Genomic DNA, 20,681 nt, shown 5'->3' with positions numbered 1-20,681 from the left:
TCTACAAGGTGCGAGTTTGCTCGCGATGGCCTCAGGTCACGCGCTGGCGTTGCAGGAAAGCTCACGCAACGCCTTGATTAGCTGATTGATGTCTTCCAGCGTAGTGGCAAAGCCCACGGTGATCCGGATACAGCTGCCGCAAGCCGAGCCACTGCGGGCAACCGTGAACAGGTTGTAGTCGTTGAGCAGGCGCTCGACCATCGGCTGCTGATCGTCCAGATGCGTAAAACGGAATGACGTGATGGCGCAGTGCAGTCGTGGGTCGTCCGGCGTCAGTACTTCGATACCCGGCAGCTGACGTGCTTCGCTAACCCATAAATTGCGCAGGTAGTTGAGGCGTGCGCCCTTGACTGCAGAGCCACCCAGCTCAATATGCTCCTGGAGTACCTTGGGCAGCGTCAGCCAGGCCGGGATATTGACCGTGCCATAGGGCGCACGGTTGCGGACATCCGGCTCGGGAAGTCGCTGGTTGCCCATGTCCGGGTCAATACTGCTCAGGCGCTTGGGGTCGATGTACATAAAGCCCAGTGTCAGCGGTGCGCCGATCCACTTGTGCAGGTTGTAGCCGGCGAAGGCCACGCCCATTGCTTGCAGGTCAAAATCGATTTGGCCCAAGGCGTGAGCACCGTCAAGCACCACATCTACCCCATGTTCTTTTGCCAGTTGCACAATTGCTTGAACCGGCAGCACCAGCCCGGTGCGGTGTGTGACATGGGTCAGGGTCATCAGTTTGATCCGCGGATGACGTTCGAATGCCTCGCGATAACCGGCGATCAGGCTTTCATGGGTGGCCGGGTGTGAGTGGGTGATCTCGATGATCTCAAGCCCGCGTTGCCGGGCGACCCAACGCATGGCGTACTCGACGCTGGGGTATTCCAGATCGCAGATCAGTAACTGATCGCCGGGCTGCAGGCCGTTGTAATTGCCAATCAAGGATTGCAAAGCATCGGAGGCGCAACGGGTGAGGGCGATACTGGCGTGATCGACCTCCAGCAGGTCCGCCAGCCGGTTGCGGATTTCAGTGCTTTGGGTGTCATCGAATTGCTGGCGGACATGCACCGAGTTGATGCGGTTTATAAAGTCGATCTGGTGTTGATAGTCCTGGGCCACGCTGCGGGTCATTCGCCCGAAATAGCCGTTTTCCAGATTGATCGGCCCGTGCTCCAGGTCATAGCGCTGAGCAATGGTGTGCCAGAAGTTTTCGTCGCGTGCGTTCTCTTCAATCCTTGGCATGGGGCAACTCTATCAGTGTCGAGGTTTGGGTTTTCCGTGTTTGGCGCGCAACGGGTCGAGCAAATCCGACAACCCGTTGTGGTCAATCTCTTGCATCAGTGCCAGCAAGCCACCCAGCTCTCCGTTGGGAAAGCCTTCTCGGGCAAACCAGTTCAAGTACTGGCCAGGCAGGTCGGCGATGATCCGACCCTTGTATTTGCCAAAGGGCATTTCGCGTGTCACCAGCAGTTCGAGTTTTTCGGGGTTCATGGTGAAGCCTTCGAGAGCGTGAAGCATCGGAATGAAAAATACAGGCATTCTGCATGCAGGCCAATTGACAGATCATGCAAAAAAACCGGATACAGATTTTTAGTAAATTATTAAGATGTTGATTTATAAGTATTTTTAATTGTTCGTGAAGCTGGCATGAGGTGTGCACTCTCTATAGCACGATCCCCAACTGTGCAAGGAATTGAACAATGACTGACCTTAATAAAGAAGCCATTTCTGTCCTGAACGATTTGATCGAAACCAGTAAAGATGGTCAGGAAGGTTTTAAAACCTGCGCTGAAGACATCAAGCATCCAGAGCTCAAAACGTTTTTTGCCAAACGCTCTGCCGATTGCGCCACTGCGGCCTCCGAATTGCAGGCCAGGGTCCGGGAGTTGGGCGGTGATCCAGAGACCGGTACCAGCGTGGCTGGCGATCTGCACCGCCGCTGGGTTGACCTGAAGTCACTGGTTACCGGCAAGAGCGATGAGGCGATTCTCAACGAAGCCGAGCGTGGGGAAGACCATGCGCTGAAGGCTTATAAAGAAGCCATCGAAAGTATCAACAAGCACGGCCTGGTGAATATTCGTGATCTGGTCGAGCGCCAGTACCATGGCGTGCAACGCAATCACGATCAGGTCAAAGCCCTGCGCAACCAGGCGCGCGCTCAATCCTGAGAAGTTTGTCACTGAACAAAAAAACGCCGGCTAGCCGGCGTTTTTTTATGCCTGGAGGTTAGCCAATGCTGATCGCTGGCAATACTGTCAGGTTTACGGTCTGTTGCTTGCGTGGGGCAATGATCTCGGCCTCACCGTCGACAACCAGCTCATCGCGCTGATTGAACACACGGGTTGCAATACGGACGCGGAATTTCGGCAGTTTTTCCAGGATTTCCAGGCGTACGGTCAGGGTATCGCCAATTTTCACCGGCTTTTGAAAGCTCATCTGCTGGCCGACATAAATCGTTCCCGGGCCAGGCAGTTCGCAGGCCACAGCGGCACTGATCAGCGCGCCGCTGAACATTCCGTGAGCGATACGCTCTTTGAACATGGTTGCAGCCGCAAACTCGGGATCGAGGTGCACCGGGTTGTGGTCACCGGACATGGCCGCAAAAAGCTGGATATCGCGCTCTTCGACGGTTTTGCTGTAGCTGGCGGTCTGGCCGACTTCGAGGGCTTCATACGGGGTGTTGGTAACCTGGGTCATCTAGCGCATGTCCTGTGACGAGTGTTTGAATTTAAGGCGATGATTTTAAAAGCTTTTTAGAGCCATTTGGGGCGATTCATTCATTGTGCGGCGCACGAGGGTGTTGCAACGTCTTGTTGAGCCAGTCAATGAGATCGGCCACCACGGTATCGCGGTTGGTTTCATTGAAGAGTTCATGCCGCGCTTGCGGATAGAGGTTCAATTGCAATTGACGATTCCCGGCGTCGCGTAATGCCTTTGCCAGATCATTGAGACGTTTACCCTCACTGACCGGATCACATGTGCCGCCCATCACCAACAGGGGCAGGCCAGGATCGATCTGAGCGAGATTGGACGCTTTGCTGATTTGCTGCAACCCGCCGAGCAGATCTATCCACAGTTGATTGGTGCATCGAAACCCGCACAAAGGGTCACTGGCGTAAGCATCGACCTCGGCCGGATCGCGGCTGAGCCAGTCATAGCGCGTGCGAGCGGGCTTGAAGGCTTTGTTGAAGGAGCCGAAGGACAGCCACTCGATGAGCGCACTGCACCCTTTGGGGCCCTGACGCCAGCGTTCAAAGCGTGCGATCAGGCTGGCGCTGCGGTAAAGCAACGCAGGCTGGAAATTGGAGGCGCTGAGAATGGCGCCCTGCAGGCTGGCGCTGTGATGCAGTAAATACGCCTGGGCGATATAGCTGCCCATGCTATGGCCGAGCAAAAAGATCGGCACGCCCGGATGTGCCTGGCCGATATGCTGGTTCAGGCTGGCGACGTCACTGACCACCGCAGACCAGCCGTCGTTGTCGGAAAAATACCCCAGCGTCCCGCGTTCGGCCGTTTTACCGTGACCTCGTTGATCGTGGGCATAAAGCCCGAACCCGGCGTTGCACAAGGCGTTCGCCAGGTGGGCATAGCGCCCGCTGTGTTCGGCCATGCCGTGAGCCAGCAACACAATGGCTTTGGGCATGCCTTCAGGCAGCCACTGGTTAACGAAAAGACCACTGCGGTCATTTGCTTCCAGCCAAAAAGTCTCGTGGATCATGGCGATTCCTTTGTGCAGGGTCGTAGCAGTGTATAGCGCATTTGCCAGTGAGCCATCGGCCAGATGATGTCCGGGTAATAAGATTCAAGATGTTAATGGCGAAGTTCGCTGTATTTGCCTACAACTTGATAACTGTTAACGTCCATACGTTCCGCTGTTCATCCTATGAAATTCGCGGCCAGACACGTTCAGGTATGAGGATAAAAATAATGCAACCTGATTTCTGGAATGACAAACGCCCCGCCGGTGTCCCGCTGGACATCGATATGACGGCCTTCACCTCGGTCGTCGATGTGTTTGAACGCTCCTGCAAGAAGTTCGCTGACCGTCCTGCCTTCAGTAACCTTGGCGTGACCCTGACCTACGCCGAGCTTGAGCGTCACAGCGCCGCGTTTGCCGGATACCTGCAACAGCACACTGATCTCAAGCCCGGTGATCGCATTGCCGTGCAAATGCCCAATATCCTTCAATACCCCATCGCCGTATTTGGCGCGCTGCGGGCAGGCCTGGTGGTGGTCAATACCAATCCGCTGTATACCTCGCGTGAAATGCGCCATCAGTTCCAAAGCGCTGATATCCGTGCGCTGGTGTATTTGAATATGTTCGGCAAGCGCGTGGAGGAGGTGCTGCAGGACACCGAAATCGAGTATTTGATCGAAGCCCGTATGGGTGACCTGATGCCTGCCGCCAAAGGCTGGATCACCAACCTGGTGGTCGATAAGGTTAAAAAGCTGGTGCCTGCTTATCGAGTGCCCCGGGCAATACCGTTTAAAAGTGCCTTGCATCGAGGTTCGGGTCAGGTCATCCGTCCGCTGACGGTGACACTCGATGACATCGCCGTTCTGCAATATACCGGGGGTACCACCGGGTTGCCGAAAGGCGCGATGCTGACCCATGGCAACCTGGTTGCCAACATGCTGCAGGTGCGTGCGTGTCTGTCCCAGCATGATGACGATGGCCTGCCGATCCTTAAAGATGGTCGCGAAATCATGGTGGCCCCGTTGCCGCTTTATCACATCTATGCCTTTACGGCGAATTGCATGTGCATGATGGTGACAGGCAATCACAACGTATTGATCACTAACCCGCGTGACATCAAAGGCTTTATCAAAGAGCTGAGAAACTGGCGTTTTACCGCGTTGCTGGGGCTTAACACGCTATTTGTGGCGCTGATGGATCACCCCGACTTCAAGACCCTGGATTTTTCCGGGCTTAAAGTCACCAACTCGGGAGGCACGGCTCTGGTCAAGGCCACCGCCGAACGTTGGGAAAAACTCACCGGTTGCCGCATTGTCGAAGGTTACGGCCTGACCGAAACCTCACCGGTTGCCAGCGCCAACCCCTGCGGCTCTCTGGCCAGACTGGGCACGGTCGGCATGCCGGTTCCAGGCACGGCGATGAAAGTCATCAGTGATGACGGCATCGATCTGGGCCTGGGCGAGCGTGGCGAGCTATGCGTAAAAGGACCGCAGGTCATGAAAGGCTACTGGCGCAATCCGCAGGCCACGGCTGAAGTTCTGGACGCTGAAGGCTGGTTCAAGACCGGTGATATTGCGGTGATTGATCCCGATGGGTTTGTGCGCATCGTTGATCGCAAAAAAGACCTGATCATTGTCTCGGGTTTCAATGTGTACCCCAACGAAATTGAAGACATTGTCATGGCGCATCCCAAAGTGGCGAACTGCGCAGTTATCGGCGTTCCTGACGAGCGCACGGGGGAGGCGGTCAAGTTGTTTGTGGTCGCACGCGAGGGCGGTGTGAGCATTGAAGAGCTGACGGCTTATTGCAAAGACAACTTCACGGGGTACAAGGTACCGAAACAGATTGAGTTGCGTAGTTCATTGCCCATGACGCCTGTGGGCAAAATCTTGCGCCGCGAGTTGCGTGACATCACCTCGTAGCTATGATGGCGAACGCAACGCCCGTTCACGTTTAGTGAGCGGGCTTTTTTGTTGGATAAATACGCCCTGGGCCCAAAAAAAAAGGTCTGCGGTACGCTATAACTCCCTGTTTAGAGGGGTTTTATCGATTTTAGAGTTTTTAATCTAATTATGACTTCAGATTGTCCTACAGTCAGGTTCGTAACTATTGCACCTTCTTTTGGCTCTAGGCGGCCTTTGGCAAAGCTGCTACTCTCGGCGCGCTTTGATACTTCTCGGTAGGTAAAGCCAGAACTATCCATTATAAAAATCAAACAAATAATAACCGCATCAAATGCGGTGAAGAATTCGCGACGCTGAGGAGTGGGCTTCCATGATTGAAGGCTTTTGGAAGGATAAGTACCCAGCTGGGATTGCTGCTGAAATCAATCCGGATGAATATCAAAACATTCAGACGGTACTGCGGGAATCTTGCCAGCGTTTCGCCGATAAACCGGCGTTCAGTAACCTCGGCAAAACCCTCACCTACGGTGAGCTTTACGAGTTGTCAGGTGCCTTTGCAGCCTACCTGCAGCAGCACACCGACCTGCAACCCGGTGATCGCATCGCTGTTCAGTTGCCCAACGTGCTGCAATACCCGATCGCTGTGTTCGGAGCCATCCGCGCCGGCTTGATCGTGGTCAACACCAACCCGCTGTACACCGCACGGGAAATGGAACATCAGTTCAATGACTCGGGTGCCAAGGCATTGGTGTGCCTGGCGAACATGGCGCATCTGGCCGAAAAGGTTGTGCCTCAGACGTCAGTCAAGCATGTGATCGTCACCGAAGTGGCGGACATGCTGTCTCCGTTCAAGCGTGTACTGATCAACAGTGTCATCAAGTACGTGAAGAAGATGGTGCCGGCCTATTACTTGCCCAAAGCCATCAAGTTCAATGATGTGCTGAGCAAGGGGCGAGGGCAGGCTGTCAACGAAGCCAGCCCGCTAGGCAGCGACGTCGCTGTGCTGCAATACACCGGTGGTACCACCGGCGTGGCCAAGGGCGCGATGCTTACCCACCGCAACCTGATTGCCAACATGTTGCAATGCAAGGCACTGATGGGCTCCAACCTTAATGAAGGTTGTGAAATCCTTATCACGCCATTGCCGCTGTATCACATTTACGCGTTTACCTTTCATTGCATGGCGATGATGCTGATCGGTAATCACAACGTGTTGATCAGCAACCCGCGTGATCTGTCTGCCATGGTCAAGGAGCTGTCGAAATGGAAGTTCAGCGGCTTTGTCGGTCTTAATACCCTGTTTGTGGCGCTGTGCAATAACGAAGCCTTCCGCAAGCTGGATTTCTCGTCTCTGAAGGTGACGCTGTCAGGCGGTATGGCGCTGCAGCTGTCGGTGGCCGAACGCTGGAAAACCGTGACCGGTTGCCCGATCTGTGAAGGTTATGGCATGACCGAAACCAGCCCCGTGGCAACAGTCAACCCGATCCAGAATATCCAGATTGGCACGATCGGCATTCCGGTTCCGTCGACCTTGTGCAAAGTGATCAATGACGCTGGCGAAGAGTTGCCGCTCGGGGAAATTGGAGAGCTGTGCATCAAAGGCCCGCAGGTCATGAAAGGCTATTGGGAACGTCCGGAGGCGACGGCTGAAATCCTGGACAGTGAGGGCTGGTTGAAGTCAGGCGATATCGCAATCATCCAGCCCGATGGTTTCATGCGCATTGTTGACCGTAAAAAGGACATGATTCTGGTGTCCGGATTCAACGTGTATCCAAACGAGCTGGAGGACGTACTGGCTTCGTTGCCCGGGGTACTGCAATCAGCGGCGATTGGTATTCCGGATGAGAAAACCGGTGAGTTGATCAAAGTCTTTATTGTGGCCAAACCGGGCGTGAACCTGACCAAGGAAGAAGTCATGGCACATATTCGCGCGAATGTGACCGCATACAAGGTGCCGAAGATTGTGGAGTTCCGCGACAGTCTGCCGACCACCAACGTGGGCAAGATCCTGCGTCGTGAGTTGCGTGACGAGGAACTGAAAAAGCTGGGCCTCAAGAAGTAACCCGCCCGGAAATGACAAAGCCCTGCATATGCAGGGCTTTGTCGTTTCCGGGGCCAGCGATTGGAACGGTCGCTTACTTTTGCAGGAAAGACACAAAATTAACGCCGGTACCTGTCGGACGAACGTCCTGCAGGAAGGAGTCTTTGTCTGCGCTCAGCTCAAGACTCATGGTTGGCGTGCGTTTGTGGGTGGCACGCACGACCATACCTTCACGCTTTTCACGCAGGAATGCTGTGGTCACTTTCACATGCAGCAGCTCATCAGTGCTTGGGGTGTGCAACAACAGATGCACCCATTCGTACTGACCAATGGCCAGACGGGCCAATGGAATATCGAACCACCAGATGTTCTTGTTGGTGTTCAGTGCTGCGAAATGGCAGTTGTTGACGCCGAGTACTGCACCACCGAGTTCCTGGTTTCTGCGGGCAATGGCCAGCTTTTTATCGAGTTTCATAACCTTCCTACAATTCTGGATCTTCAGCGCCATAGCCTGAATACGTCGCGCATTCTCGGGGGTTCGCGGGCAAACATAAAGCCCAACCTGCGTTGATCGACGAAATGAATCACAGTAAATAAATGAAACTCTGCGTGGGAAGGGCGAGTCAACACGTTTGTCGATGTTATGACTTCCGAAATTTCATCAGGAGAAATCCCATGAGCAGCACTGGCGATAAGATCAAAGGAATGGCGAACGAAGCAGTAGGTAACGTCAAACAGGCCGTCGGTAAAGCGACAGATAACGATAAGTTGCGAGCAGAGGGCAAAGCCCAGGAATTGAAAGGCGAAGGCCAGCAGGCTGTCGGCAAAGTCAAAGATGCAGTGAAAAAGACCGTAGACAAAGCCTGATAGCATCCGCTGCGACAGATCAAAACGGTCATCCTTGGGATGGCCGTTTTTACAGGTTCAGGTGTTAAGTGTTTCCAGAGTTCGCCAGCACGGCTACTTTTGAGGTAAAACCCCACCCTTGAATGTATTGAACCGATTTTCAGGCGGCGAAAGGAGACGCTATGTTTTTTCCGGTCTTGAATGGCCTGCCCTTGGGCAAAGTCTTGATCCGCACGGTCAAAGAGTTTATCGACGATGAAATGTCGACCTACGCCTCGGCATTGGCTTATCAAATGTTGTTCTCGCTCTTTCCGTTCATTCTGTTTCTGATTGCATTGATCGGTTTCCTGCACCTTCCGGACTTCTTCACCTGGCTGCGCCTGCAGTCAGAGCTGGTGTTACCACCGCAAGCGCTGGAGCAGGTCAACCCGGTCATCGATCAATTGCAGCAGTCCAAGGGTGGATTGCTGTCGGTGGGTATCGTGATTGCGCTGTGGACGGCTTCGGCCGGCGTACGGTTGATGATGAGCGCGATGAATGCGGCCTACGATGTGGTTGAGGGGCGGCCCATCTGGAAGCGCTTCCCGCTGTCGATCTTCTACACCGTCGGGATTGCCGGCATGCTGCTGGCCGCGGCGGCGCTTATGGTGCTTGGCCCGCAGGTGATGAGCTGGCTTGCCGGGCAGGTAGGGCTTGAGGAGTTCGTCGTTACCCTGTGGACCATTCTGCGTTGGCCGGTCATCGTTCTGTTGTTGATGGTGGCTGTGGCCGTGATTTATTACGTGATGCCCGATGTAGAGCAAAAATTCCGCTTTATCACACCCGGGTCGGTACTGGCCGTGGTGGTGTGGATTGTGGCGTCGTTGGGTTTTGCCTTCTATGTCAAAACCTTCGCGGACTACAACGCCATGTATGGCAGCATCGGTGCAATTATTGTGTTGTTGCTGTACTTCTACATTTCGGCCGCCGTATTGCTGCTGGGTGCTGAAATGAACGCCGTGATCGAACACATGTCAGTTGAAGGCAAGGACCCGGGGCAGAAAACGTTTGATGAGTCCGAAGACTCTGACCCCAAGCAGCATGTTTCCGGTCTTGGCCGTGACCATTCCCTTAAACCCACTTCTGATGAAGCCTGACTATGATTCGTGAAATCTTGAAAATGGGCGATGAGCGCCTGTTGCAGGTGGCCCGTCCGGTGCCGGCCGAAATGTTCGACACACCGGAGCTCTGGCAACTGCTCGATGACATGTTGCAGACCATGGAGCACGTGGGTGGCGTGGGCCTGGCAGCACCGCAAATTGGCGTTGACCTGCAGATGGTGATCTTCGGTTTCGAACACAGTGAGCGTTATCCGGACGCCGAAGCGGTGCCGCAAACCATTTTGATCAACCCGCTGATCACACCTTTGAGCCCTACGCTTGAAGAGGGGTGGGAAGGTTGCCTGTCTGTGCCGGGATTACGTGGGGCGGTCGAGCGCTATCAGAAGATTCGCTATGAAGGCTTTACCCCGAAAGGTGAGCCGATCGTACGGGTGGCAGAAGGCTTTCACGCACGGGTGGTGCAGCACGAATGCGATCACCTGATCGGTCGCCTGTACCCTTCGCGGATAAAGGATTTCAACAAGTTCGGCTTTATCGAGGTGCTGTTCCCTGATCTGGAGCCCGGTATCAAGGAGTAGGCGTTAACTGCATCGCTATCATCGCCTTGTTGCGCTGATAGCGAACCAGCCGTTCGTGCAAGGCGTACGGCAAATCGACGTCCAGGCTAAACCCGAGGCCCTCATAGAACTTTTGCAGTTCAGGGTCGCAGAACAACCACACAGGCCCTTCACAGGCCGACACTGCGCAATCGACCAGTTTGGCGGCAATGCCTTGTCCGCGGAATGCCGGTGCGACGAACAGGCCGGTCAACCAGTGACCGTAGGCGGCCGGCCGCAAACACAACCCTGCAATGATTTGGTCCTGGCGAGCGACCCACAATTGTGCATCTTTACTCGCTTTCATCGATGACTGATGAGACCGATAAAACTTGTTCATCAAAGGCCATAAGGGTGTTTCGAGCAGGGCGTAAGCAATGGCAGTCATAAGTCCACGGGCTTTGGTCTTGGGCGCGCAGTATATACAAACAGGGCGTGTTGATCGTGACGCCGGGTGAGGATCAGTCAGTACGAGAGGTTAATTGGCGGCTTTATCGCGCTTATATGAAATAAAGGCGTTTAAATAAAAGTTCCTGTGCAATCAGTGTTATACCTGAGTCTACATCCCTGAACAGTGGAGCGTATAACATGGCAAAAGGCATGGATTCAAAAAAAGCCGCGAAGAAAAAACCGGCTAAAACCGCCGATGAAAAGCGCGCCGACAAAAAGAGCAAAAAAGCCGAGACCGGATTGTTTGGGCATTGAGTGATTGTCCGGGGATTCAGTCCAGGATCCCCTCCTTTTGTACAAAAAAGACATCCCCCATTTGTTAACTTTTCTGAACATGAGCGTTTCGTCACACACTGGTGGCAAATGGCTTGCATGTGTTATTTGACTGTCTATGCTCCCTCTTGAAGGGGCGAATACTTTAATCCCCAGAGTGCTCATCGTGCTTTCGCTAGCTCGAATGATTAACCGTGCAGTAACTCCAGGGATTGAGCCATGTTTAATCGGCATCGCAAAACTGACCTGCTTGAGAATCAGCGGCTAAACACTTCATTAAATGACATGGCTGCCAAAGTACGGGCTATCAGTCAATCCATGGCCATGATTGAGTTTTCGCCAGATGGCACCATTCTGGAGGCCAACGATAGTTTTTGCCGAGTGATGGGGTTCACCGATGAAGAGGTTCGCGGCAAGCATCATCGGATTTTTTGCGAAGAGGCTTATACCAGAGGGGATGAATACGCCCGTTTCTGGCGTGCCCTGGCAAACGGCGAAGCTTTGAGTGGGACCTTTTTACGGCTCGGCAAAAACGGCCGTGAGGTCTGGCTGGAAGCCAGTTACATGCCGATTATCGATGCTGATCGGCAGGTCACTCGCGTGATAAAAGTGGCCTCGGACATTACCCAACGCATCATCAAAGAGCATGAAAACCAGAGCATTGTGAACGCCTTGGGTCGCTCCATGGCGGTGATCGAATTTTCCCCGGACGGTCGTGTGCTCAATGCCAATCAGAACTTTCTCGACACCATGCATTATGAGCTGAGCGAAATTGCAGGGCAGCATCACAGCCTGTTCTGCCGCCGCAGCGAGAGCGAATCCTCCGGATATAAAACCTTCTGGGCGTCTCTGAATCGCGGGGAATATCATTCCCGCCGGTTTGAACGGGTCGACAAGTACGGGCAAACGGTTTACCTCGAAGCCTCATATAACCCGATTTTTGATACCAATGGTCGATTGTATAAAGTGGTGAAATTCGCCAGCAATATCACAGCTCAAGTGGCCAGTTTGCAGACTGCCGCAGAATCGGCACACACCACCTCGGTGCAAAACGATGCCTGTGCGCAGAAAGGTTCGCAGGTGGTTCAGCAGACCGTACAAATCATTGAGGCCATCTCCAGGGATCTCAACGAAGCGGCGCAAAGTATCGATGCCGTGAACAAGCAGTCGGAAATTATTGGCAAAATTGTTCAGACCATTCGCGGGATTGCCGATCAGACCAACCTGCTGGCGCTCAATGCCGCGATTGAGGCGGCCAGGGCTGGCGAGCATGGGCGCGGGTTTGCCGTTGTGGCGGATGAGGTCAGGAGCCTGGCGGCTCGAACCAGTGCTGCCACCGTCGAGATTGTCGAAGTGGTGCGCAAAAACCATGATTTATCGATAAGTGCTGTCACCAGCATGCAGTCGAGCCTGAGCCGAACCGGGTTGGGCGTCGAGCTGGCCAATGAGGCGGGCGAGGCGATCCTGGAGATCCAGCAAGGTTCCAGGCACGTGGTCGATGCTATCAGTCAGTTCAACTCGACGTTACAGCTGCACTGATCGCCCCCCGCACATAGCCCTTCTGGCAGACCTCAAGCGTGCTTCGCTTGCCAGGGCTATAGCGGGTGGAGTTCAGGACGGGACTAGCTGCTTTCACGAACCATCAGTTCAAAGCCCATGTCCTGTATGGGGTTTGCCACGCTGTTACCGGCCATGAGTGTGAGCATCTGTTCGGCAGCTCGGCGACCAATAGCTTCTCGTGGCGTACGAATACTGCTGAGGCGGGGCACCATGAACTCGGAGGAAGGCAGGTCGTTAAAGCCCAGTATGGCGATTCGCTCAGGAATCTTGATGCCGATACGTGCGGCTTCCAGAAGTGCTCCGTGGGCAAGGTCATCGTTGCCGAAAAAGATCGCATCGACCTGCGGATGGGTGGCCAGTAGCTGCAAGAACATTTCGCCGCCGAGACCTACCGAGGAGGGGCGAGGGGTCAGTACTTCCAACTCCGGGTTGTAAAGCCCGGCTCCCTGCAGGGCGCGACGGTAGCCCTCGCCACGCAAGAGCGTACGTTGATCGAGTTGCGCGCCAATGTAGGCCAGGTGTCGGCGCCCGCGCGAGATCAAGTGATGAGCTGCGGTCTCGCCCGCCTTCAACTGCGAAAAACCGACACAGTTCAGCCCGGCGCCACTGTCTAGCTCCATCATGTACACACAGGGCACATTGCTGGCTTCAATCATGAGCCGAGAGCTTTCGGAGCGGTCAAAGCCGGTCAGCAGCAGGCCTCGAGGCTGATAGGCCATGTAATTGCGCAGCAGGTTTTCTTCTTCGTCGCGCGAATAGTGAAAGTTGCCGATCAGCACTTCAAAGCCCTTGGGTCGCAATACGGCATGGATGGCTTCAAGGGTGTCGATAAACAACAGGTTGGACAGTGACGGAACCAGAACCACAACAGAGTGGCTTTGCGCCGAAGCAAGTGCCCGGGCGGCAGGATTGACTACATAGTTCAGCTCGTCGGCGGCCTTGCGGACCTTTTCTGCCAGCTCGGTGGCCACGCTGCTGATGCCGCGCAAGGCCCGGGATGCAGTAATCGGACTGACCCCGGCAAGTCGTGCGACTTCATTAAGGGTAGGGCGGCCCGTGGTTCGGGTATTTTTGTCGTTTTTAGAGGAGGTCATCGGGGCGGCTTGCCAAACAAAAAACAAGTCACTAAGGTAGCGCTGTCCAAGCGTACCCGCAATTGCCTGATTGTATGTATGTTTGCTCCCCCAGCTTTGTATGTCGAGAACGTCACCGCGTCTCCCCACAAAAATGAGAAATAGACGTCGGTAGCTCCGACTTTGTGCTTTGCTTTCAAGTATTGAACGCATGGACAAAGACAGCGCTGTCTACGGACTGAGGTGTTTCATGAGTCAACCTATCACTGCTCTGGTCATCATGGGTGTTGCCGGCTGTGGCAAATCCAGCGTGAGCCAGGCGCTGTGCCAGCTAAATGGCGCAACCCCGATTGAAGGCGATGCGTTTCATCCTGCGGCCAACATTGCAAAAATGAGTGCGGGTATCCCTCTGACCGACGAAGACCGTGCCGGCTGGCTTGACAGCCTGTGCGATGAGTTGCGTCGAGTAGTTGCCAGTGGCCAGCGTCCGGTCCTGACCTGTTCGGCACTTAAACTGCGTTATCGCGAGCGCCTGCGCGGTGCCGTGGGCGGGTTGGGCTTTGTGTTTCTGGAGCTCACCCCTGAAGTAGCGGCTGAGCGAGTGGCTGACCGTCCGGGGCATTTCATGCCCAAGACCCTGATCGACAGCCAGTTCGCTACTCTTGAATCGCCGACTGGCGAACCTCTCGTACTGACACTCAATGCAGCCGTCCAGGACATCGATCAACTGGCCAGTGCCGCCCGTGATTGGTGGCATGAGCATACCTTGCTGGCAACCATATGATTTTGCTTCAAAAAGACAGCGCTATCCGCGCCAGCTACGGCTGCACATTAGAACTTCATAACAAAAACAAGGCAGGAGACGCCCCATGCTAGGCATGTCCCAAAACACCTTTCTACTGCTTGATGCAGTGGTGACCATTATCGGGCTGATCGTACTGATCACTCGTTTCAAGTTTCATCCGTTCATCGCCCTGATTATTGCTTCCGCCTTTTTGGGTCTGACAGCCGGCATGCCTGCTGACAAGATCATCAAATCGTTTCAGGACGGCTTCGGTGGGGTTTTGGGCTTTGTCGGGATCATCCTGGCGCTGGGCACCATGCTTGGCAAAATGATGGCTGACTCCGGTGGGGCTGACCAGATCGCCCGCACGCTGATTCGTGCCTTCGGCAAGGAACGGGTGCAATGGGCGATGATGTTCGCCGCTTTCCTGGTGGGCATTCCGCTGTTTTTCGAGATCGGCTTTGTACTGTTGATCCCGTTGGTCTTTATCGTCGCGCGTCGTACTGGCGTGTCCCTGATCAAGATCGGCATCCCGTTGCTTGCCGGCCTGTCGGCGGTACACGGCCTGGTGCCGCCGCACCCGGGCCCGCTGCTGGCCATTGGCGTGTTTGGTGCCGATATCGGCAAAACCATTTTGTATGGCCTGATCGTGGCGTTGCCGACAGCGATTATTGCGGGTCCGATCTACGGGACCTTTATTGCCAAGTACATTCCAGGCAACCCTTCCCAGGAACTGGTGGATCAACTGGCGAGCGAGCCTGAGTCCAGCAGCCTGCCGAGTTTTGGCATCACCCTGGTAACCGTGCTGTTGCCGGTGTTCCTGATGCTACTCAAGACGTTTGCCGACGTTGCGCTGCCGGAAGGCAATTTCTTTCGCGTCTGGATGGACATGATCGGTCACCCGATCAGTGCCTTGTTGCTGGCGCTGTTGCTATCGCTGTACACCTTTGGCGCCAAGCAAGGGATCGACTCCAAGCGCATCCTCAAGTTGCTCGATGCCAGTTTGGCACCGACCGCGGCTATCATTTTGATCATTGGTGCCGGTGGCGGTTTCAAGCAAATGCTGGTGGCCAGTGGTGTGGGTGATGTGATCGGTCATATGGCAGTGAACGCGCAAATCTCGCCAATCTTGCTGGCCTGGCTGGTGGCTGCGGTCATTCGTATCGCAACCGGTTCTGCAACCGTGGCGACCATTACCGGGGCGGGGATTGTATTGCCGGTAGTGGATTTGATCCCGGGTGTCAATCGCGAGTTGCTGGTACTGGCGACCGGTGCGGGTTCGTTGATCCTGTCCCACGTGAACGATGCGGGTTTCTGGCTGGTGAAGCAGTACTTCAACATGACCGTGGCTGAAACCTTCAAAACCTGGACAGCGATGGAAACCATCCTGTCGATCGTTGGTTTGATCTTTATTCTGCTGCTGTCGCTGGTGGTTTAACGGATCGTTGTAATCGACTGCCGCTGAATGCGTCGCCAGACGTGGTCAGCGGTAGTCTCTACCGGTCACCGCTACCTTGCGGCAGGGGTGACCAGCGTTTGTCAGCTGGCGCTCACGCCGTCCGCACGGAACATGCTGCGGATGCCACGCACGGCCTGACGGATGCGGTCCTGGTTCTCGATCAGGGCAAACCGCACATGATCGTCCCCGTATTCGCCAAATCCCACTCCCGGTGAAACGCACACCTTGGCGTCCGCCAGCAGCTTCTTGGCAAACTCCAGCGAGCCAAGATGGGCATAGGTTTCTGGAATCTTCGCCCAGACGTACATCGACGCTTTCGGGTTTTCGACCATCCACCCCAGTTCGTGCAAACCTTTGACCAGAACGTTACGGCGTTGACGGTATTGCTCGGCAATGTCCTTCACGCACTGCTGGTCGCCTTCCAGCGCGGCAATCGCCGCCACCTGCAGCGGGGTGAACGTCCCGTAGTCGTGGTAACTCTTGATCCGCGCCAAGGCATTGACCAGTTCAGCGTTCCCCACCATAAAGCCAATACGCCAGCCGGCCATGTTGTAGCTTTTGGACAGTGTGAAGAACTCCACTGCAATATCCTTGGCGCCGGGCACTTGCATGATCGAAGGTGCTTTCCAGCCGTCGTAGACGATATCGGCGTAAGCCAGGTCATGCACTACAAGCACATCGTATTGTTTGGCCAGAGCCACCACACGCTCGAAAAAATCCAGTTCAACACATTGTGCCGTCGGGTTGGACGGGAAACCCAGAATCATCATTTTTGGCTTGGGGATTGAGCCGCGAATGGCTTTTTCCAGCTCGGCGAAAAAATCCACACCTGGAATCAGCGGGACCGATCGCACCTGGGCGCCGGCAATCACGGCCCCATAAATGTGAATCGGGTAGCTGGGGTTGGGCACCAGCACAGTATCCCCCTGATCCAGGGTGGCCAGCATCAAGTGCGCAAGACCTTCCTTGGAACCGATGGTCACGATGGCTTCATGCTCGGGGTCAATCTCAACGTCATACCGATCGGCGTACCAGCGAGAAATGGCCCTGCGTAGACGCGGGATGCCGCGGGATGTCGAGTAGCCGTGAGTATCTTCACGCTGTGCGACCGTGCAGAGTTTTTCGACAATATGCGGGGGTGTCGGGCCGTCGGGGTTGCCCATGCTGAAGTCGATGATGTCTTCGCCACGACGTCGCGCGGCCATCTTCAATTCGGCGGTGATGTTGAATACGTAGGGGGGGAGTCGATCTATGCGCGCAAAGCGTCGCGGCGAACCTTGGTCTGCCATGTGTGCCTCTGTTACGTAAGCGCCCGGAACCGTCCGAGCGACGTTGACCACTGCGGTGGTCTGGGGCAGACAATAAGGCCGGCGATGGCCTTTTGTATAGGTACAGTTAGGCAAAAAGTCTGAATAAAGCGTGACGTTTGTTTTTCCCTATACTCCATAGCCAAACTGCCTACTTACTCAAAGAGTATCCCCGTATGGACGATATGACGAAGTTCGCGCTGCCGGAACCACGGTTTACCCACGGGCCGTTTCAGCTGATTGCGGGATTGGGTGAGCGTTTCACTCAGGACACGCTGGGCGGCATTCCTGAATTATGGAAGAAGCTGCTTCCCCATATTGGCACTATCCCCGGACAAACAGGCTGCGAAACCTACGGAGTTTGCTGTCATCCGGATGGACAGGGCGGCTTTGAGTACATTGCAGGGGTGGCCATCAGTAAGCTCGATGACTTGCCTGAACAGTACCGTTGGGTAGAGCTGCCTGCGCAGGAGTATGCGGTGTTCGAGCATCAAGGGTCGCTGGCCGACCTTGGGAAAACCATGCAGGCGATCTGGAAAGACTGGTTGCCTCAATCGGGTTTCGAAGCGGCGGATGCACCGGAGTTTGAACGTTACAGTGCCGAGTTTGACCCTCAGGCGGGTGCGGGTGTGTTCGAGATATGGATACCGGTCAAAAAGCGTCACTGAGTCGACTTAGCCGACTTGTCTGGGATCGGCAATGGCGTCTGCCAGTGGCAGCACCAAGCGTCGCTCGCCGCTGTAGGCTTCACCGTGATCAATCCAGCCCATGCCTTGGTAAAAGGCCAGGGCTGTAACGTTGAATGGGCTGACCGATAGCATCAATTGGCGAATCTCGGGCCAGAGCTTATTGACTGCCGCAGGAAGTTCGCGCAAACAGGCTTTGCCGAACCCTTGGCCTTGAACGCGCCTGTCGACCTGCAAGGCATGCAACGTGGCACTGTCAGGTTCGGCCCAATGGGCCAGAAGACCGCGTCGCTTGAGGAGAAAAAAAGCCACGGGCAGCTCATCGTTCAGCAACACAAAACCTTTGATGGCGGGGTCAGCCTGAGCGGGCAATGAATACAGGGCGCAGACAATATCCCCTGAGAAGACGATCTGTTCGGGGTGAACCTCAAGCATGCGCAGTTGTTCGCGCTGGAGGGGCGTCAGGTCTTCATAGAGGCAAAGGCGAGTGTTCATGCTGAGGTTCTGTCGGTGCGTGATGGGGCTTGAATGGCACGGCTTGGTGATGACCGTTAATCAATATGCCAGTGTCTACCCATCCCGGGCCCAAATACAGATTTATCAGTGCATTGAGGGAATTGCCATCTATCATCGCTGCGACCTGGAAAGGGCAGCAATATGGGGGGATGCCTGGTCGCTCTGGTGCTTGCCCTTCCGGGGACTGAGTAGTCAGTTGTCCGCCAGGATTATTGATTCAATATTGATACATAAGGCATAAAAAAACCGCGCCCCTTCATATAAAAGTGGCGCGGTTTTTAAAAAGTTCAGGTGAACTTAAGTATCTTGTTTGTCTTGCAGGACTTCAGCTGTTTTTGCGTCAAGATCGACATCCCACTTAACACCCTTGGTGTCACGCAGTTCAACTTCATAAACCAGTTTCCCGTAGGAGTGATCAAGCTCGGTATCGAGGATAGTTGCACCTGGATGCTTGGCAATGGCCGCTTGATTAAGCTTCTCGAACGAGGTGATTTCACCGGACTTGAGCAGCTCCGGGATCTGGTCTGGACGCACATCGGCCTGGGCCAGGCCGGCGGTCAGTGTCAGGGCTACAGTGGCGAACATTACGTTAAGTGCTTTCATGTTTAGTCCCTTTGGGGTGAACTGTTTAAGTGGGTTCAGATTACCCGGCGCAACTTAATTTATCCTTAATTTCAGCGGTGAGCCCTGAAACTAAGAATCAGACGAGTTAATAGCCATTCTGCTCCAGAAGTTGGTTCACGCTCCGGGGCAGCGGACGCTGGTAGAACGAGAGCAGTTCGCTGGCACGGTTGGTAAAGATGCCGTCCACACCTGCATTCATGGCAGCCTTGAAGTCTACGGCCTGGTCAAGGGTGTAGACGTGTACCAGCAGGCCTCTGTCATGGGTGGCTTTGTTCATCCAGGGTTTTATCAGATCGAAATAACTCTGATCGCCGCCGTGGGCCAGCGCCGCGGATGGGCCGGTGCCTATGGCGCCGTTGCTCTTGGCAATATCGAGCCAGCGAATGAACTCCGCCTTGTCCTTGGGTTGCTGCCTGGCGTAGTACGCCGCTTTGTCTTTCTCGCCGGAGTTGGCGAAGCTGACGGTGTTGTCAGGCGCCATGCCCCCTTCGCCGACCCACAGCAGAAGAATTTTGGGTGTGTCCGGCATTTCTTGTTGCAGCAACGCGAGGCTGTTCTTGTCAAAGGTTTGCAGCATGACCCGACCTTTGCCTTCGCCGGTTTGCGGTTGGGCATTGCCGGATGTTGAGGCCGCAGGCTTGAGCCAGCCGCGTGCGCTCAGCTGGTTTTTCAAGTCGTGCTCAAGACCTGGAAACTGCTGGGGTTCCTTGGTTTCAATGTACAGGCCCGGTTTCAGCTGCGGGTTGCCCTGGGCAATATCGATGATTTCATCAAGGGTCAGGATTTGCAGCCCGACATACGACGGTCGAGCGCGCTCTGGGTAGGCCTGGTTGAACCAGCTGCCAGCATCCAGGGTTTTCAGTTCGGCCAGGGTGAACGCGCTGGCCGGGCTGTTCTTACGTTCCGGGAATTTTTTGGCGACATCGGTGGTGCGCAGCAGGCTGTTGTCGTGCAGTGCGAAGAGCACGCCGTCTTTACTGCGCTGCAAGTCCATTTCCAGGTAATCGGCGCCCAGGTCGCGGGCAAGCATGTAGGCTGGCGCTGTGGATTCAGGTGCATCGAAAGACGCTCCGCGGTGAGCAATAACGGCAGGTAGCGGGATGCCTTGGGCATAGGCCGGCGTGGCTTCAGGGGAAGCTGGCGTGCTGGCTGCGTGCGGGCCGGACATGACCAGCAGCAGACTTAGCAGAAGAGCGCTCTTGGCAAAAGGGACAGGCATCGTTGAGGTCCTTGGTATTGGAAAAGACAGAGGGCGGGACTGGCGGTCAACTGTATTCAGGGGCTGAGTGTTCATAGGCAGGCTGCACTGTATTTTATTATTCAGCGCTATTGCGCCTGCTTGTGCAGTATTCTTGAACTCATCAGCATCCCCGGCAGAGGGATGCGTACGAAGCCTTGCGTGTAAACCATCGTCATTTGAGCCTTCCAGGCTCGTCAGTGAGGTTTACCATGCGCATCACTTCGCAGTTGATCTGTCAGGCCGCTGATCTACTTAACGGTTTTGTTGGTTTCAATCGGAAGACAGGCCGTCACATTGTTCGTTTTAGCGAGGACTCCTTCGGGATGGACGTTGCAGATGACTCCATTACGCCCGCGCGCGAGTTTGTCTGGCAGCCCGGCATTGCCCACACCATGACCCTCAAACGAGAGTTGATTCAGTTGTTGCTGGATCAGAATATCGACGACCGCCTGAACCTTACCGAGCCCTTGCGGGTGTACATGCAACGTGAGGACGTCCCCGAAATATCGGCCGAGCGTCGTTGCATCAGCTGAA

Annotated in this window: 22 protein-coding genes and 1 pseudogene; 12 read left to right on the top strand and 11 right to left on the bottom strand. The window is 55.0% G+C overall.

Annotated elements, in window-relative coordinates; all coding sequences use genetic code 11:
* Positions 1-36: 36 nt before the first annotated feature.
* The gene (locus tag DQN55_RS16605; protein WP_048379033.1) at positions 37-1,233 is read right to left on the bottom strand and encodes an aminotransferase class V-fold PLP-dependent enzyme; all 1,197 of its coding nucleotides are present in this window, start codon (positions 1,231-1,233) and stop codon (positions 37-39) included.
* Positions 1,234-1,245: 12 nt separating this feature from the next.
* On the bottom strand, positions 1,246-1,482 hold the full coding sequence (locus DQN55_RS16600) for a DUF3820 family protein (protein WP_048379563.1): 237 nt from the start codon (positions 1,480-1,482) through the stop codon (positions 1,246-1,248).
* 209 nt (positions 1,483-1,691) lie between these two features.
* On the opposite strand from DQN55_RS16600, the gene DQN55_RS16595 reads away from it, so the two are divergent.
* Positions 1,692-2,159, top strand: a complete 468-nt coding sequence (locus DQN55_RS16595; RefSeq protein WP_048379035.1) for a ferritin-like domain-containing protein — start codon at positions 1,692-1,694, stop codon at positions 2,157-2,159.
* A 58-nt stretch (positions 2,160-2,217) separates the two neighbouring features.
* On the opposite strand, the gene DQN55_RS16590 is transcribed toward DQN55_RS16595, so the two are convergent.
* Together DQN55_RS16590 and DQN55_RS16585 are read right to left on the bottom strand one after the other, a co-directional pair.
* Positions 2,218-2,688, bottom strand: coding sequence for a MaoC family dehydratase (locus DQN55_RS16590; protein ID WP_048379036.1), 471 nt, complete (start codon positions 2,686-2,688; stop codon positions 2,218-2,220).
* Positions 2,689-2,764: 76 nt separating this feature from the next.
* On the bottom strand, positions 2,765-3,709 hold the full coding sequence (locus tag DQN55_RS16585) for an alpha/beta hydrolase (RefSeq protein ID WP_048379038.1): 945 nt from the start codon (positions 3,707-3,709) through the stop codon (positions 2,765-2,767).
* A 209-nt stretch (positions 3,710-3,918) separates the two neighbouring features.
* Here DQN55_RS16585 and fadD2 point away from each other — a divergent pair, with 209 nt between their 5' ends.
* Together fadD2 and fadD1 are read left to right on the top strand one after the other, a co-directional pair.
* Positions 3,919-5,610 carry a long-chain-fatty-acid--CoA ligase FadD2 gene (gene fadD2, locus DQN55_RS16580; protein WP_048379040.1) on the top strand — a complete coding sequence of 564 codons (1,692 nt, stop codon included), beginning with the start codon at positions 3,919-3,921 and terminating at the stop codon, positions 5,608-5,610.
* Between the two features lie 352 nt (positions 5,611-5,962).
* Positions 5,963-7,654 carry a long-chain-fatty-acid--CoA ligase FadD1 gene (fadD1, locus tag DQN55_RS16575; protein ID WP_048379042.1) on the top strand — a complete coding sequence of 564 codons (1,692 nt, stop codon included), beginning with the start codon at positions 5,963-5,965 and terminating at the stop codon, positions 7,652-7,654.
* A 73-nt stretch (positions 7,655-7,727) separates the two neighbouring features.
* Here the strand turns inward: fadD1 and DQN55_RS16570 are convergent, their stop codons facing one another.
* Positions 7,728-8,108: a hypothetical protein gene (locus tag DQN55_RS16570; RefSeq protein WP_048379043.1), complete on the bottom strand. Its 381-nt coding sequence runs from the start codon at positions 8,106-8,108 to the stop codon at positions 7,728-7,730.
* 200 nt (positions 8,109-8,308) lie between these two features.
* Here DQN55_RS16570 and DQN55_RS16565 point away from each other — a divergent pair, with 200 nt between their 5' ends.
* The 3 genes from DQN55_RS16565 to def all read left to right on the top strand — a co-directional run bounded on the left by DQN55_RS16565 (position 8,309) and on the right by def (position 10,157).
* Complete coding sequence (locus DQN55_RS16565; RefSeq protein ID WP_048352620.1) at positions 8,309-8,500, top strand: CsbD family protein; 192 nt, start codon at positions 8,309-8,311, stop codon at positions 8,498-8,500.
* A gap of 161 nt (positions 8,501-8,661) precedes the next feature.
* The gene (locus DQN55_RS16560) at positions 8,662-9,615 is read left to right on the top strand and encodes a YihY/virulence factor BrkB family protein (RefSeq protein WP_048379045.1); all 954 of its coding nucleotides are present in this window, start codon (positions 8,662-8,664) and stop codon (positions 9,613-9,615) included.
* Between the two features lie 2 nt (positions 9,616-9,617).
* Complete coding sequence (def, locus tag DQN55_RS16555; protein ID WP_048379046.1) at positions 9,618-10,157, top strand: peptide deformylase; 540 nt, start codon at positions 9,618-9,620, stop codon at positions 10,155-10,157.
* On the opposite strand, the gene DQN55_RS16550 is transcribed toward def, so the two are convergent.
* The gene (locus DQN55_RS16550) at positions 10,147-10,563 is read right to left on the bottom strand and encodes a GNAT family N-acetyltransferase (RefSeq protein WP_048379048.1); all 417 of its coding nucleotides are present in this window, start codon (positions 10,561-10,563) and stop codon (positions 10,147-10,149) included. The two genes, def and DQN55_RS16550, sit on opposite strands and share 11 nt — an antisense overlap.
* A gap of 554 nt (positions 10,564-11,117) precedes the next feature.
* Here DQN55_RS16550 and DQN55_RS22690 point away from each other — a divergent pair.
* Positions 11,118-11,840 (top strand): annotated as a pseudogene (locus DQN55_RS22690) (PAS domain-containing protein); the annotation flags it as partial.
* A gap of 24 nt (positions 11,841-11,864) precedes the next feature.
* Positions 11,865-12,437 (top strand): methyl-accepting chemotaxis protein, encoded by a 573-nt coding sequence (locus tag DQN55_RS22685; RefSeq protein WP_408634598.1) that lies wholly within the window; start codon positions 11,865-11,867, stop codon positions 12,435-12,437.
* An 83-nt stretch (positions 12,438-12,520) separates the two neighbouring features.
* On the opposite strand, the gene gntR is transcribed toward DQN55_RS22685, so the two are convergent.
* Positions 12,521-13,552, bottom strand: coding sequence for an HTH-type transcriptional regulator GntR (gntR, locus tag DQN55_RS16540; RefSeq protein ID WP_048379052.1), 1,032 nt, complete (start codon positions 13,550-13,552; stop codon positions 12,521-12,523).
* 229 nt (positions 13,553-13,781) lie between these two features.
* Here gntR and DQN55_RS16535 point away from each other — a divergent pair, with 229 nt between their 5' ends.
* Both DQN55_RS16535 and DQN55_RS16530 read left to right on the top strand, forming a co-directional pair.
* Positions 13,782-14,315 (top strand): gluconokinase, encoded by a 534-nt coding sequence (locus DQN55_RS16535; RefSeq protein ID WP_048379054.1) that lies wholly within the window; start codon positions 13,782-13,784, stop codon positions 14,313-14,315.
* Between the two features lie 85 nt (positions 14,316-14,400).
* Positions 14,401-15,753, top strand: coding sequence for a GntP family permease (locus tag DQN55_RS16530; protein ID WP_048379056.1), 1,353 nt, complete (start codon positions 14,401-14,403; stop codon positions 15,751-15,753).
* A 101-nt stretch (positions 15,754-15,854) separates the two neighbouring features.
* Here DQN55_RS16530 and alaC read toward each other — a convergent pair whose 3' ends face one another.
* Positions 15,855-17,063 (bottom strand): alanine transaminase, encoded by a 1,209-nt coding sequence (gene alaC, locus DQN55_RS16525; RefSeq protein ID WP_048379058.1) that lies wholly within the window; start codon positions 17,061-17,063, stop codon positions 15,855-15,857.
* Positions 17,064-17,257: 194 nt separating this feature from the next.
* On the opposite strand from alaC, the gene DQN55_RS16520 reads away from it, so the two are divergent.
* Positions 17,258-17,749, top strand: coding sequence for a GyrI-like domain-containing protein (locus DQN55_RS16520; RefSeq protein WP_048379059.1), 492 nt, complete (start codon positions 17,258-17,260; stop codon positions 17,747-17,749).
* Between the two features lie 6 nt (positions 17,750-17,755).
* Here the strand turns inward: DQN55_RS16520 and DQN55_RS16515 are convergent, their stop codons facing one another.
* The 3 genes from DQN55_RS16515 to DQN55_RS16500 form a co-directional block, all read right to left on the bottom strand.
* Positions 17,756-18,262 carry a GNAT family N-acetyltransferase gene (locus DQN55_RS16515; protein ID WP_048379060.1) on the bottom strand — a complete coding sequence of 169 codons (507 nt, stop codon included), beginning with the start codon at positions 18,260-18,262 and terminating at the stop codon, positions 17,756-17,758.
* Between the two features lie 318 nt (positions 18,263-18,580).
* Positions 18,581-18,886: a PepSY domain-containing protein gene (locus DQN55_RS16505; RefSeq protein ID WP_048379064.1), complete on the bottom strand. Its 306-nt coding sequence runs from the start codon at positions 18,884-18,886 to the stop codon at positions 18,581-18,583.
* Positions 18,887-18,992: 106 nt separating this feature from the next.
* A complete protein-coding gene (locus tag DQN55_RS16500; RefSeq protein ID WP_048379066.1) occupies positions 18,993-20,126 on the bottom strand; it encodes a glycerophosphodiester phosphodiesterase in 1,134 nt (377 codons plus the stop codon).
* Positions 20,127-20,356: 230 nt separating this feature from the next.
* Here DQN55_RS16500 and DQN55_RS16495 point away from each other — a divergent pair, with 230 nt between their 5' ends.
* The gene (locus tag DQN55_RS16495) at positions 20,357-20,680 is read left to right on the top strand and encodes a DUF2025 family protein (RefSeq protein ID WP_048379067.1); all 324 of its coding nucleotides are present in this window, start codon (positions 20,357-20,359) and stop codon (positions 20,678-20,680) included.
* The last annotated feature ends 1 nt before the right edge of the window (position 20,681 follow it).

Source organism: Pseudomonas taetrolens, assembly GCF_900475285.1.
In the GTDB taxonomy this organism is placed as follows: domain Bacteria; phylum Pseudomonadota; class Gammaproteobacteria; order Pseudomonadales; family Pseudomonadaceae; genus Aquipseudomonas; species Aquipseudomonas taetrolens.
This window is presented reverse-complemented; position numbering and strand designations above follow the sequence as displayed.

Coding starts and splice junctions, on each gene's coding strand:
- DQN55_RS16495 (WP_048379067.1), top strand. CDS start 20,357: ATGCGCATCACTTCGCAGTTGATCTGTCAGGCCGCTGATCTACTTAAC.
- DQN55_RS16600 (WP_048379563.1), bottom strand. CDS start 1,482: ATGAACCCCGAAAAACTCGAACTGCTGGTGACACGCGAAATGCCCTTT.
- DQN55_RS16590 (WP_048379036.1), bottom strand. CDS start 2,688: ATGACCCAGGTTACCAACACCCCGTATGAAGCCCTCGAAGTCGGCCAG.
- DQN55_RS16500 (WP_048379066.1), bottom strand. CDS start 20,126: ATGCCTGTCCCTTTTGCCAAGAGCGCTCTTCTGCTAAGTCTGCTGCTG.
- DQN55_RS16565 (WP_048352620.1), top strand. CDS start 8,309: ATGAGCAGCACTGGCGATAAGATCAAAGGAATGGCGAACGAAGCAGTA.
- DQN55_RS16605 (WP_048379033.1), bottom strand. CDS start 1,233: ATGCCAAGGATTGAAGAGAACGCACGCGACGAAAACTTCTGGCACACC.
- fadD1 (WP_048379042.1), top strand. CDS start 5,963: ATGATTGAAGGCTTTTGGAAGGATAAGTACCCAGCTGGGATTGCTGCT.
- DQN55_RS16515 (WP_048379060.1), bottom strand. CDS start 18,262: ATGAACACTCGCCTTTGCCTCTATGAAGACCTGACGCCCCTCCAGCGC.
- DQN55_RS16570 (WP_048379043.1), bottom strand. CDS start 8,108: ATGAAACTCGATAAAAAGCTGGCCATTGCCCGCAGAAACCAGGAACTC.
- DQN55_RS16595 (WP_048379035.1), top strand. CDS start 1,692: ATGACTGACCTTAATAAAGAAGCCATTTCTGTCCTGAACGATTTGATC.
- DQN55_RS16535 (WP_048379054.1), top strand. CDS start 13,782: ATGAGTCAACCTATCACTGCTCTGGTCATCATGGGTGTTGCCGGCTGT.
- DQN55_RS16585 (WP_048379038.1), bottom strand. CDS start 3,709: ATGATCCACGAGACTTTTTGGCTGGAAGCAAATGACCGCAGTGGTCTT.
- def (WP_048379046.1), top strand. CDS start 9,618: ATGATTCGTGAAATCTTGAAAATGGGCGATGAGCGCCTGTTGCAGGTG.
- gntR (WP_048379052.1), bottom strand. CDS start 13,552: ATGACCTCCTCTAAAAACGACAAAAATACCCGAACCACGGGCCGCCCT.
- DQN55_RS16520 (WP_048379059.1), top strand. CDS start 17,258: ATGGACGATATGACGAAGTTCGCGCTGCCGGAACCACGGTTTACCCAC.
- DQN55_RS16530 (WP_048379056.1), top strand. CDS start 14,401: ATGCTAGGCATGTCCCAAAACACCTTTCTACTGCTTGATGCAGTGGTG.
- alaC (WP_048379058.1), bottom strand. CDS start 17,063: ATGGCAGACCAAGGTTCGCCGCGACGCTTTGCGCGCATAGATCGACTC.
- DQN55_RS16550 (WP_048379048.1), bottom strand. CDS start 10,563: ATGACTGCCATTGCTTACGCCCTGCTCGAAACACCCTTATGGCCTTTG.
- DQN55_RS16560 (WP_048379045.1), top strand. CDS start 8,662: ATGTTTTTTCCGGTCTTGAATGGCCTGCCCTTGGGCAAAGTCTTGATC.
- DQN55_RS16505 (WP_048379064.1), bottom strand. CDS start 18,886: ATGAAAGCACTTAACGTAATGTTCGCCACTGTAGCCCTGACACTGACC.
- fadD2 (WP_048379040.1), top strand. CDS start 3,919: ATGCAACCTGATTTCTGGAATGACAAACGCCCCGCCGGTGTCCCGCTG.